Source organism: Coprococcus sp. RTP21281st1_F1_RTP21281_210402, assembly GCF_040915325.1.
In the GTDB taxonomy this organism is placed as follows: Bacteria; Bacillota; Clostridia; order Lachnospirales; family Lachnospiraceae; genus Coprococcus; species Coprococcus aceti.
Map to the genome: position 1 here is coordinate 356,223 of NZ_JBCPDQ010000004.1, position 12,675 is coordinate 368,897.

At 45.5% G+C, this 12,675-nt stretch carries 12 protein-coding genes, 2 tRNA genes and 1 rRNA gene; all 15 read left to right on the top strand.

The genetic code is table 11. The features are described 5' to 3' along the window. Window positions 1-28 precede the first annotated feature (28 nt). Window positions 29-2,602 carry a preprotein translocase subunit SecA gene (gene secA, locus AB5150_RS07805; RefSeq protein ID WP_015533855.1) on the top strand — a complete coding sequence of 858 codons (2,574 nt, stop codon included), beginning with the start codon at window positions 29-31 and terminating at the stop codon, window positions 2,600-2,602. A gap of 23 nt (window positions 2,603-2,625) precedes the next feature. Then, window positions 2,626-3,738, top strand: coding sequence for a peptide chain release factor 2 (gene prfB, locus AB5150_RS07810; protein ID WP_055146426.1), 1,113 nt, complete (start codon window positions 2,626-2,628; stop codon window positions 3,736-3,738). A gap of 126 nt (window positions 3,739-3,864) precedes the next feature. Continuing rightward, window positions 3,865-5,064 (top strand): homoserine dehydrogenase, encoded by a 1,200-nt coding sequence (locus tag AB5150_RS07815; protein WP_015533856.1) that lies wholly within the window; start codon window positions 3,865-3,867, stop codon window positions 5,062-5,064. Between the two features lie 133 nt (window positions 5,065-5,197). Continuing rightward, window positions 5,198-6,403: an aspartate kinase gene (locus AB5150_RS07820; protein WP_022215807.1), complete on the top strand. Its 1,206-nt coding sequence runs from the start codon at window positions 5,198-5,200 to the stop codon at window positions 6,401-6,403. A gap of 202 nt (window positions 6,404-6,605) precedes the next feature. Beyond that, complete coding sequence (locus AB5150_RS07825) at window positions 6,606-7,085, top strand: dCMP deaminase family protein (protein ID WP_015533858.1); 480 nt, start codon at window positions 6,606-6,608, stop codon at window positions 7,083-7,085. Window positions 7,086-7,147: 62 nt separating this feature from the next. Continuing rightward, window positions 7,148-7,585, top strand: coding sequence for a tRNA (adenosine(37)-N6)-threonylcarbamoyltransferase complex ATPase subunit type 1 TsaE (gene tsaE / locus AB5150_RS07830; RefSeq protein ID WP_015533859.1), 438 nt, complete (start codon window positions 7,148-7,150; stop codon window positions 7,583-7,585). Next, window positions 7,582-8,307: a tRNA (adenosine(37)-N6)-threonylcarbamoyltransferase complex dimerization subunit type 1 TsaB gene (gene tsaB / locus AB5150_RS07835; RefSeq protein ID WP_015533860.1), complete on the top strand. Its 726-nt coding sequence runs from the start codon at window positions 7,582-7,584 to the stop codon at window positions 8,305-8,307. Before tsaE ends, tsaB begins: the two co-directional genes overlap by 4 nt. Beyond that, window positions 8,300-8,758 (top strand): ribosomal protein S18-alanine N-acetyltransferase, encoded by a 459-nt coding sequence (rimI, locus tag AB5150_RS07840; protein ID WP_015533861.1) that lies wholly within the window; start codon window positions 8,300-8,302, stop codon window positions 8,756-8,758. The genes tsaB and rimI overlap by 8 nt, the downstream gene beginning before the upstream one ends. A gap of 138 nt (window positions 8,759-8,896) precedes the next feature. Continuing rightward, window positions 8,897-9,112, top strand: coding sequence for a hypothetical protein (locus AB5150_RS07845; RefSeq protein ID WP_015533862.1), 216 nt, complete (start codon window positions 8,897-8,899; stop codon window positions 9,110-9,112). A gap of 40 nt (window positions 9,113-9,152) precedes the next feature. Beyond that, complete coding sequence (locus AB5150_RS07850; RefSeq protein ID WP_015533863.1) at window positions 9,153-10,067, top strand: ribonuclease Z; 915 nt, start codon at window positions 9,153-9,155, stop codon at window positions 10,065-10,067. Window positions 10,068-10,091: 24 nt separating this feature from the next. Further along, complete coding sequence (gene tsaD / locus AB5150_RS07855) at window positions 10,092-11,117, top strand: tRNA (adenosine(37)-N6)-threonylcarbamoyltransferase complex transferase subunit TsaD (protein WP_118017376.1); 1,026 nt, start codon at window positions 10,092-10,094, stop codon at window positions 11,115-11,117. A 54-nt stretch (window positions 11,118-11,171) separates the two neighbouring features. Next, on the top strand, window positions 11,172-11,945 hold the full coding sequence (gene ispD / locus AB5150_RS07860; RefSeq protein WP_015533865.1) for a 2-C-methyl-D-erythritol 4-phosphate cytidylyltransferase: 774 nt from the start codon (window positions 11,172-11,174) through the stop codon (window positions 11,943-11,945). 46 nt (window positions 11,946-11,991) lie between these two features. Further along, window positions 11,992-12,077, top strand: a tRNA-Ser gene (locus AB5150_RS07865). A 40-nt stretch (window positions 12,078-12,117) separates the two neighbouring features. Further along, a tRNA-Ser gene (locus AB5150_RS07870) sits at window positions 12,118-12,206 on the top strand. Window positions 12,207-12,398: 192 nt separating this feature from the next. Further along, window positions 12,399-12,675 (top strand): 16S ribosomal RNA (locus AB5150_RS07875); the annotation flags it as partial.

Genomic DNA, 12,675 nt, shown 5'->3' on the forward strand with positions numbered 1-12,675 from the left:
TAACGATAGCTAGGAGGTCAAAAACAACATGGGTTTGTTTGAGAAAATATTTGGAACGCACAGCGAGAAGGAATTGAAAAAGATCAATCCTATAGTTGATGCGATAGAGGCACTCGACGAGAAGATGCAGGCACTTTCAGATGAAGAGCTGAGGGGCAAGACACAAGAGTTTAAGGACAGACTTGCTGCCGGCGAGACGTTAGACGATATATTGGTAGAAGCATTTGCGGTTGTGAGAGAGGCTGCATACCGTGTACTTGGAATGAAGCATTACAGGGTACAGCTCATAGGAGGAATAGTTCTCCATCAGGGAAGAATCGCAGAGATGAGAACGGGAGAAGGAAAGACACTTGTATCAACACTTCCTGCTTATCTGAATGCCCTTGAAGGAAAGGGTGTCCATGTTGTAACTGTCAACGACTACCTGGCAAAGCGAGATGCTGAATGGATGGGGCAGGTGCATGAATTCCTCGGACTTAAGGTAGGAATCATACTCAACAGTTCCACAACAGACGAGAGACGTGAGGCGTATAACTGCGATATTACATATGTTACCAACAACGAGCTCGGTTTCGATTACCTGAGAGATAACATGGTAATCTACAAGGAGAAGCTTGTTCTGAGAGATCTTCACTACTGTGTAATCGATGAGGTGGATTCAGTTCTTATCGATGAGGCACGTACTCCTCTTATCATATCCGGTCAGAGCGGCAAGTCTACAGAGCTCTACAAGATGTGTGATTACCTTGCGAGACAGATGAAGCGAGGTGAGGGTGATGGAGAGATATCCAAGATGGATATGCTCATGAAGACAGAGATAGAGGAGGATGGAGATTTCCTTGTAAATGAGAAGGACAAGTACGTCATGCTCACTGCAAATGGTGTGAAGATGGTAGAGCAATTCTTCCATATTGACAACCTCTCAGACCCTGAGAACATGGAGATCCAGCACAATATCATCCTGGCACTCCGTGCACATAACCTCATGTTCAGAGACAGAGATTATGTGGTGAAGGATGATGAGGTACTCATCGTTGATGAGTTTACCGGACGTATCATGCCCGGACGTAGATTCTCAGATGGTCTGCATCAGGCTATAGAGGCAAAGGAGAATGTAAAGGTCAAGAGAGAGAGCAAGACTCTTGCAACGATCACATTCCAGAACTTCTTCAACATGTTTGACAAGAAGGCAGGTATGACAGGTACAGCCCAGACAGAGGAAGAGGAGTTCAGAGAGATCTATGGAATGGACGTTGTTGTCATTCCTACGAACAGACCTATACAGAGAATAGATCAGCCGGATTCTATATTTAAGACTAAGAAAGAAAAGCTCAATGCGATCGTTGAGCAGATTAATATAAGTTACAGAAAGGGACAGCCGGTGCTTGTCGGTACGATCAATATCGACGCATCAGAGGAACTCAGTCATATGCTGTCCAAGAGAAAGATACCTCACAAGGTGCTCAATGCCAAGTTCCACGAGCTTGAGGCTGAGATAGTTGCAGACGCTGGACAGAAGAATGCGGTAACCATCGCGACTAACATGGCAGGACGTGGTACTGATATCAAGCTCGGCGAGGGTGTTGCAGAGCTCGGAGGACTCAGGATCATCGGTACAGAGAGACACGAGAGCAGACGTATCGATAATCAGCTCCGTGGACGTTCAGGACGACAGGGAGATCCGGGAGAGTCAAAGTTCTATCTGTCACTGGAAGATGATCTGATGAGACTTTTCGGATCAGAGAGAGTTATGTCAGTGTACGATACCCTTAAGATACCTGAGGGCGAGGAGATAGAGCATAAGACTATTTCCAACTTCGTAGAGAAGGCACAGAAGAAGATCGAGGGTAACAACTTTGCCATAAGAAAGAATCTTCTTGAGTATGACCGTGTTAACAACGAGCAGAGAGAGATCATTTACAAGGAGCGTAGACGAGTTCTTGACGGCGAGAACATGCACGAGGTTATCCTCAAGATGATAAAGGATGATATAAATGCAGCAGTAGATCAGGTATGCTCATCAGAGACAGCACCTGAGGATTGGAATCAGGTAGAGCTGGATGACATGATAAGGGGCATAGTTCCATTTGCTGAGCCGGTTACACTTACCGAAGAGGAGATCAAAAAGGCAGATATCAGCGAGCTGAAGGACAGACTGTACAATGAAGCTCTTGAGCTCTATGCTGCCAAGGAGGAAGAGATCGGTGATCCTGATCAGATGAGAGAGATCGAGCGAGTTATACTCCTCAAGACTATAGATAGAAAGTGGACAGATCATATCGACGACATGGATAATCTGAGACAGGGAATCGGACTTAGATCACTTGGCCAGAGAGATCCTGTTGTAGAATACAAATTCGCAGGATATGACATGTTCAATGACATGACAGCAGCGATCCGTGAGGATACTGTAAAGCTTCTTCTCAGAATAAAGGTTGAGCAGAAGATTGAGCGTGAAGAGGTGAATAAGGTTACAGGAACCAATAAGGATGACACAGTGTCAAGGGGACCTGTAAAGAAAGCCAAGAAGATAGGCAGAAATGATCTCTGTCCATGCGGAAGCGGTCTGAAGTATAAGAACTGCTGCGGTAAGAACGCATAAATACGTGATACAGGAGAAACCAAGTGATAGAATTGGATGAGTTCAGGGCGACGATGGCCTCCTATAGGGATCCCTTGGGGGAGGTCAAGTCATCCCTTGACATTGAAAACAAGACAGACAGAATAGCAAAGCTTAATTATGAGATGGAACAGCCGGATTTCTGGGATGATATCGACAGATCCCGTGAGGTATCGAAGGAACTGAAGGGACTTCAGGATCTGGTTGAAAACTATAAGAAGCTTGAAAATGACTATGTGGATATAGATACACTGATCCTGATGGCGGAGGAGGAGAATGATCCGAGTCTTGTGCCTGAGATAGGGGAGCAGATAGATATATTTACGAAGGAATTTGAGGAGTATAGGATAAATCTTCTCTTCACTGACGAGTTTGATGACTGTAATGCGGTACTCACACTCCATTCAGGAGAGGGCGGAACGGAGTCCTGCGACTGGGCGAGTATGTTGTACAGAATGTATACCAGATGGGCAGAAAAGCACGGCATGAGTGTTGAGGTGCTCGATTTCCTTGAGGGCGATGAGGCTGGTATAAAGTCTGTGACCATTCAGATAAATGGGCAGCATGCGTACGGATATCTCAAGTCAGAGAAGGGAGTGCACAGACTGGTAAGAATATCACCATTCAATTCGGCCGGCAAAAGAATGACTTCGTTTGCATCCTGTGATGTCATACCGGATATAGAGCAGGATTTGGAGATAGAGATCAGGGATGAAGATATAAGGATAGATACCTACAGATCGAGCGGCGCAGGTGGCCAGCATATCAATAAGACATCATCGGCCATCAGAATCACACATTATCCTACCGGTATAGTTGTTCAGTGCCAGAATGAGAGATCACAGCTCATGAACAAGAATAAGGCTATGCAGATGCTGAAGTCCAAACTTTATCTATTGAAGAAACAGGAGAATCTGGAGAAGATTTCGGACATCCGCGGAGAGGTAACTGACAATGGTTTTGGAAGTCAGATAAGATCGTATGTGCTCCAACCGTATACCATGGTCAAGGATAAACGTACATCCTATGAGAATTCAAATGTATCGGCGGTTCTCGATGGAGATCTTGATGGATTTATGACAGCCTATCTCAAATGGGTGAATAAGGTTGAGGTGTAGCAGCACATGAGAGTCATTTGATGATAAGAAATTAGTCTTTGACAATGACGCTTTATACTGATAAAGTAATGACGTACTAAACTTGCATTATTATGCAGAAAAAGGAGATAAGAAGGAGATAAAAACATGGTGAATATAGCAGTATTAGGTTATGGTACAGTGGGTTCAGGAGTTGTGGAAGTGATTAACACCAACCATGATATTGTTAACAAGAGAGCTGGACAGGAGATAAACGTTAAGAGAGTGCTTGATCTCAGGAAGTTTCCTGGGGATCCTGTCGAGAACATTCTCACCCATGATTTTGAAGATATACTTAACGATGATGATATAAGCGTCGTTGTGGAGGTTATGGGAGGTGTTGAGCCTGCATATACATTTGTCAAGAAGTGCCTGCTTGCCGGAAAGAGTGTGGCAACCTCCAACAAGGAGCTTGTGGCCGTTCATGGACCTGAGCTTATAAAGATTGCCAGAGAGAGCAATATCAATTTCTTCTTTGAAGCATCAGCAGGCGGTGGAATTCCTGTTATAAGACCACTTAACACATCCATAACTGCGGATGATGTTACGGAGATCACAGGAATACTCAATGGTACAACGAATTACATCCTAACCAAGATGGATAAAGAGGGGGCTGACTATGCGACAGTGCTGAAGCAGGCACAGGAGCTCGGATATGCGGAGCGCAATCCTGAGGCTGATGTAGAGGGTGGCGATGCGTGTAGAAAGATAGCTATACTTACATCTCTCGTATATGGCAAGAACCTGGATTACAACAGGATACATATGGAGGGAATAACCAGGATAACAACAGATGATTTCAAGTATGCGGATAAGATGGGTTACTCTGTAAAACTTGTCGGAACAACCAGAAAAACAGACGGCAAGCTATATTCATATGTTGCCCCGGTCATGCTTCCACATGACAATCCGCTGGCAAAGATAGATGATGTATACAATGGCATACTTGTACATGGTAATGCACTTGACGACGTAATGTTCTACGGCAAGGGCGCCGGAAAGCTTCCAACAGCGTCTGCGGTTGTATCAGACGTTATTGATGCAGTGAAGAATGCGGGAAGACATGTTCCTATCATATGGGAGGACGAAGAACTTGAGATGGGTACATTTGCGGACTCAGAGAGCAGATTCTTTGTCAGAACAGATGAGAAGAATGAGGCTGCCATCAAGGCGGTATTTGGTGATGTTGAGTATGTCGATTCTGATCTCGATGAAAAGGCATTTGTTACAGCAGTGATCACAGAGGGTGAATTTGAGGCATGTTGCAATAAGATTGGTGTCAAGAGTGCTCTTAGAGTGCTGGATTAGTACAATATTATTCAATGACCTTGCAATCCTAGTCGAATTGCGGTATTTTACAAAAGGCTTATTTCTTTTTACCGGACCGCTCCGGTGAAGAGTTAAATATACAAATTTTCAAATGAGCGATCAGGAGGACAATATGTTAATAGTAAAGAAGTTTGGTGGTACTTCTGTTGGAAATACCGAAAGAATCTTTAACGTGGCCAAAAGATGTATTGAGGACTGGCAGAGGGGGAACGACGTAGTCGTAGTTCTGTCTGCGATGGGTAAATACACAGATGAGCTGATAGATATGGCTAAGCAGGTAAATGAGAATCCACCTAAGAGAGAGATGGATATGCTTTTTACAATAGGTGAACAGATGTCCGTATCGCTTATGGCTATGGCTATGAATTCTCTTAAAGTTCCTGCAATCTCTCTGAACGCATTCCAGGTGGCAATGCATACAACTTCAGTGTATGGCAATGCGCGTCTGAAGAGAATCGATGTTGAGAGAATAAGACATGAGCTGGAGCAGAGAAAGATAGTTATTGTCACAGGATTCCAGGGAATTAACAAGTATGACGATTACACAACTCTTGGTCGTGGTGGTTCAGATACAACAGCTGTTGCACTTGCAGCGGCACTTAACGCTGATGCGTGTGAGATATACACAGATGTGGATGGAGTATATACAGCAGATCCACGTAAGGTAAAGACCGCACGTAAGCTGGATACGATAACATACGATGAGATGCTTGAGCTTGCTACACTTGGAGCAGGCGTTCTGCACAACCGTTCAGTTGAGCTTGCAAAGAAGTTCGGTGTTCAGCTGGTTGTTCGTTCAAGTCTCAATTTTTCAGAGGGTACAATAGTTAAGGAGGATACTGGAATGGAGAAGATGTTAGTTAGTGGAGTTGCAGCGGATGCAGATTCAGCGAGAGTGGCAGTTGTAGGATTAGAGGACACACCGGGTGTTGCATTCAAGCTTTTCAACCTGCTTGCAAAGAATGACATCAATATAGATATGATACTGCAGTCAGTAGGAAGACATGGAACAAAGGATATTACATTCACATGTAGTGATGAGAATGCAGACAAAGCAGAGGAGATCATCAAGAACAACATAGGCAAGTTTGAGAGCATAGATGTCAACAAGAATGTTGCAAAGGTTTCTATCGTTGGTGCAGGAATGCAGTCAAATGCAGGTGTTGCAGCCAAGATGTTCGAGGCTCTTTATGATGAGAACATCAACATCAGAATGATCTCAACATCAGAGATCAGAGTTACAGTTCTCATCGACGAGCAGTATACAGAGCGCGCAATGAACGCGATCCATGACAAGTTCGCACTCGGCGATCGTTAATTCTAACAGAATCATATGAAGTTCTGTTCTGCAGGACCTTACAATATACGCCGGGGGAAACTCCGGCGTAAATTATCATAAGGGGGAACCGCCGTTAAGGCGGGGGATTCCTTATGATGAAGCAGACGCCGCGCGAAGCGCTTTTCATGCGGCTGCACCCGTATAAGGCGGGAACATAAAAGAATTTGAAAGGAGTCAGGGTATGAAGAGAACAGATTACATATCGTGGGATCAGTATTTTATGGGCATTGCGATGATGTCGGCAGAGAGAAGCAAAGACCCGTCAACGCAGGTTGGTGCGTGTATAGTGGACAAGAACAACAGAATTCTGTCCATGGGATATAATGGTATGCCGGCAGGATGCGACGATGACACAATGCCGTGGGGAAAGTCCGGAGCCCCGCTTGACAACAAATATTTCTATGTATGCCACGCGGAGCTGAACTCTATTCTTAATTACAGAGGTGGCAATCTCAAGGATGCGATCATATATTCTACTCTGTTCCCGTGCAATGAATGTGCCAAAGCTATTATTCAGTGCGGTATAAAGGAAGTAGTGTATATGTCAGACAAGTATGCGATGACAGAGAGCACCATAGCCTCCAAGAAAATGTTTGACATGGCTGGTGTTGCATACAGACCATTTGAAGCAAAAGGCAGGAAGATCACGCTCAATCTTTAGAGGTAACAGAATAGTTCCGGAATACCGGAGAGAACACATATGTATGACAGACAGGAGAGAATATGGTCATAGAGAGTAATAGCAAGGAAGAAACCTACAATGCAGGAGTGCAGCTTGGACAGAATGCAGCTCCTGGCCAGGTGTACTGTATATATGGAGATCTGGGAGTTGGCAAGACGATAATATCCCAGGGGGTGGCAGCTGGACTTGGAATCACTGAAGTGGTGAACAGCCCTACTTTCACTATTGTGAAGGAGTATGACGAGGGCAGATTGCCTCTGTATCATTTTGACGTGTACAGGATCGGCGATGTGGACGAGATGGATGAGATAGGCTACAATGAGATGGTGTATGGAGATGGAGTATGTCTTATAGAGTGGGCTAACCTCATCGAGGAGATATTACCTGGCACATACACCAGAATCAACATAGAGAAGGACCTTTCAAAGGGCCTTGATTACAGGCGTATTACGATAGAAGAGAGGCATGATCAGATATGAAGATCTTAGCATTTGACAGCTCGGGACTTGTGGCGAGCGTTGCCATAGTCGAGAACAATAATTTGATAGCTGAATATACAACCAACTACAAGAAGACACATTCCCAGACACTGCTTCCTATGCTGGAAGAGATCGTGAAGATGACAGAGACGGACAAAGAGAGCTTTGATGCGCTGGCTGTTGCTGCAGGACCGGGATCATTTACAGGACTCAGGATAGGCTCAGCGACGGTCAAGGGACTTGCACTTGCATGGAATATACCGGTTATTGCGGTGCCGACACTTGAGGGGCTTGCATACAATGTGTGGGGAACTGACAGACTTATCTGCCCTATCATGGACGCGAGAAGAAAACAGGTGTATACGGGACTTTACAGTTTTAACAGTGATGACAGGCTTGAGACGATAATGGATCAGACTCCTATGGATATTGCTGACCTTATAGACCAACTCAATGAGAGAGGGGAAAAGGTTATATTTGTGGGAGATGGAATAGATGTGTATGCTGATATTTTAAAAGAGAAGATGACGGCAGACTACGCATTTGCTCCGGCACACATGAATAAGCAGAGAGCTGGCTCGGTGGCAGCCGCAGCCCAGGTGAGATATGCAGCCGGACAGTATGAGGAGGGGGATACATTTGCCCCTGAATATCTCAGACAGTCACAGGCAGAGCGGGAGAGAGCTGAAAAGGCAAAACTGGAGAATGATGGACATGAATAGCTGTTTTTCCCATGTACGCCCGAGACTGGCAGATATGAAAGACCTGGCCGGGATAGCTGCACTTGAGATGGCGGTGTTTTCGCATCCGTGGAATGAGGAGATGGTGTCCTCATCTATACAGGGGACATACGATCATGTCAAGATCCTTGAGACTTCTGAAGGAGAAATCGCCGGCTATATCATATATTCGGCGGTGTGTGACAGTGCAGATCTGCTCAGGGTAGCAGTGGATGCCAGATCAAGACGTCGTGGCATCGGCTTTAAGCTGATGGAAGCCATGATCGATGACTGCAAGGACAGGAATGTGCAGAGCATATTTCTGGAAGTCAGGGAATCCAACGCTGCTGCGATAGCTATGTATGAGCAGTTTGGATTTATAAAAATTTCTACAAGAAAAAAATACTACGACTCACCGGTGGAGGATGGTCTGGTTATGCAAAAACAGTTGTAGTAATAGATATATGCAGAATATACAGTGCGTGGAGACCACATTTGCACGGCTGGAAAACATTGTCGGTATATTCTGTGAAGGATCTGGCTTATAATCAGACCCATAACAGGGCTGCGTGCAGTCGGACAGGAGATAAATATGAGTGAGATCAGATGTAATAGGTGTGGAAGGATAATTGTATTTGGAGATATGCATAACAAGGAGGATTACGTCCTTATTCAGAAGGAGTGGGGATATTTCTCACGCAAGGATGGCAGAAAATACACACTCAGGATGTGTGAGGACTGTTACGACAGACTTGTAAATGAATGTGTCATACCTCCAAGGATAGATGATGTGACAGAGTATGCATAGAGTATGCATATAGACTCTGCCTTAGAAATGGAGATAGAAGATGATAGACGTATGTCTTTTGGGGACCGGAGGGATGATGCCGCTGCCATACAGGGCACTTACATCTCTCGTGGTCAGATATAACGGACACGAGATGCTGATAGACTGCGGAGAGGGAACCCAAACCTCAATGCGTCAGCAGGGCATGATAGGCTTTAAGCAGATAGATGTGATCTGCTTCACACATTTTCATGCAGATCATATAAGCGGATTGCCGGGGCTGCTGCTCACGATAGGCAATGCCGAGAGAACGGAGCCACTTCTTATGGTTGGCCCAAAGAGACTTGAGAAGGTAGTCAATTCTCTCAGGGTTATAGCGCCTGAGCTTCCGTTTGAGATCAGGTTCCAGGAGCTCTCGGAGGCTGAGGAGAGCTTTATGTGGGAGGATCTCAGGGTGGATGCATTTAGGGTGAATCACAATGTGACATGTTATGGATATTCCCTTTCGCTTCCAAGAACAGGAAAATTCAGCGTGGACAGAGCTAGAGAGAATGAGATTCCAATGAAATACTGGAATGGCTTGCAGAAGGGCAACACATACGAGGAGGATGGACACATATATACTCCTGATATGGTGCTTGGTCCTGACCGCAAGGGCCTGAAGCTCACATACTGCACAGATACCAGACCGACCCCCCTTATAGAGAAGTATGCAGCCGGATCAGATTTGTTCATATGCGAGGGCATGTACGGCGAAAAGGAGAAAGAGATAAAAGCTATAGAGCATAAGCATATGATGATGCAGGAGGCTGCGGCCATAGCGGCAAAGGCAGATGTGGGGGAGATGTGGCTTACACATTACAGTCCGTCGATGGCAAAACCGGCGGTGTTTATGGATGAGATAAGAGAGATATTCCCGAGAACTATTGCAGCAAAGGACAGGACGACAACAACGCTCAAGTTTTCGGAGGAGTAGAATAGATCGACAAAGGTGAGATGAATTATGGAGAAAGATGTAAAGATACTGGCTATAGAATCCTCATGTGATGAGACATCCGCAGCGGTTGTTGTGAATGGAAGAAACGTACTGTCAAATATAATATATTCACAGATAGATATCCATACACTTTATGGAGGCGTTGTGCCGGAGATAGCTTCGCGAAAGCACATAGAGAAGATTACACAGGTCATAAGACAGGCGCTCAAAGAGGCAGAGTGCACACTGGATGACATAGATGCGGTTGCAGTCACATATGGACCGGGGCTTGTTGGCGCTCTTCTCGTTGGTGTGGGAGCAGCCAAGGCCATAGCATTTGCAAAAGATATACCACTTGTTGGTGTGCATCATATAGAAGGTCATATAGCAGCGAATTATATAGAGAACAAGGAGCTTGAGCCTCCGTTCATGTGCCTTGTTGTGTCAGGAGGTCACACACATCTTGTAAAGGTAGTCGATTACGGCAAGTTTGAGATACTGGGAATAACAAGGGATGATGCGGCAGGAGAGGCATTTGACAAGGTAGCAAGGGCTATAGGACTGGGTTACCCGGGAGGACCGAAGATAGATCGCAAGGCGAAGGAGGGCAATCCTGACGCTATAGAATTTCCAAGGGCAAAGGTGGCAGAATCAGCCTATGACTTCAGTTTCAGTGGCCTGAAGTCCGCAGTGCTCAACTATATCAATCAGGCTCATATGAGAGACGAGCAGATCAATGATGCCGATGTGGCAGCATCATTCCAGAAAGCAGTAACGGAAGTGCTCACAGAGCATGCGGTTGCTGCGGCAAAGGAATACCATATGGATAAGATAGCCATAGCTGGCGGAGTTGCGTCCAATTCTGCTCTCAGAGCCAGCATGAAGGCGGCCTGTGAGAAGGCTGGGCTTACATTGTATCATCCATCGCCGATACTGTGCACGGACAATGCGGCCATGATAGGTGCAGCGGGATACTACGAATACATAAATGGAACAAGACATGGATGGGATCTGAATGCCATACCAAACCTCAAGCTGGGTGAGAGATAACCAGCCTGGTCAAGTGTGTGATGGTGTCAGACTACTACTAGGGAGAAGATGAACATGGGCGATGCGGATAATGCTGATTACAAGGAATCAAATATAGAAATCTTTGGTACAGTGGATGAAGTAAAGGTCACGGCAATAGTCCTTGCAGCCGGAAAGGGCAGCAGGATGCACAGCGATATACCTAAGCAGTTTATGACGCTGGGGGATTATCCCGTACTGTATTATTCGCTCAAGGCCTTTCAGGACAGTCCGGTTGATGACATAATCCTTGTCACAGGTGAGGATTATGTAGAATATTGCAGAAATGACATAGTAGACAGGTACAACATCACCAAAGTCAGGAAGATCGTGACCGGTGGGGCAGAGCGCTATGACTCCGTACATAATGGACTTATTGCGGCGGATGGTGCGAAGTATGTACTCATCCATGATGGTGCGAGACCATGCATAACCCAGAAAATCATCACAGATTCCATAGATGCAGTAAAGATATATTCTGCGTGTACAGTGGGTGTACCTGTGAAGGATACCATCAAGATAGTAGATGAGGATCAGATGGGAGTGGATACTCCTGATAGATCCAGGCTGTGGCAGGTTCAGACTCCACAGAGTTTTAACAGGGAACTTCTGCTTACCTGTTATGATGGACTGGCGCATGACAAATGTCAGGTTATAACGGATGACACAATGATAGTGGAGCGTTATAGCAGCGTCAGAACGAAGGTGATAATGGGGGCGTATGAGAACCTGAAAATCACCACTCCTGAGGATTTAAAAATTGCTTCAAATTTTTTGAAAAAAGATGTTGACACAAAGATGGTAAAGTGATAATATGTACAAGTCGCCGGTTGATGGCGACGAACAAAAACAACTTGGAGAGATATCGAAGCGGTCATAACGAGGCGGTCTTGAAAACCGTTTGTCCGAAAGGGCGCGAGGGTTCGAATCCCTCTCTCTCCGCTGACTTTCATATATAATGAAAGTTCAAGCGCTTGATACTGGAGAAGTACCCAAGCGGTTGAAGGGGCTCCCCTGGAAAGGGAGTAGGCCGTTAATAGCGGCGCGAGGGTTCAAATCCCTCCTTCTCCGTTAGACATACTTAGTATCAGAGCTATATAAGAACCTTGAAAAATTAACAACATGACAACCCTGAAATTCCAAAAAAGAATTTCAAGAACGTCGGATCAGAGATGATATCAAAGATCTAACAAACCAATAACAGTAAAGATGGTTAGGAAAAATACAAGCTAGTATGATTTCTGACATAGGATTTACAAACTTTTTAATGAGAGTTTGATCCTGGCTCAGGATGAACGCTGGCGGCGTGCTTAACACATGCAAGTCGAACGATTGAAGCTGGAGCTTGCTCCGGCCGATTTAGTGGCGGACGGGTGAGTAACGCGTGGGTAACCTGCCTCATACAGGGGGATAGCAGTTGGAAACGACTGGTAAAACCGCATAAGCGCACGGTGTCGCATGACACAGTGTGAAAACACTCCGGTGGTATGAGATGGACCCGCGTCTGATTAGCTAGTTGGTGAGGTAACGGCCCACCAAG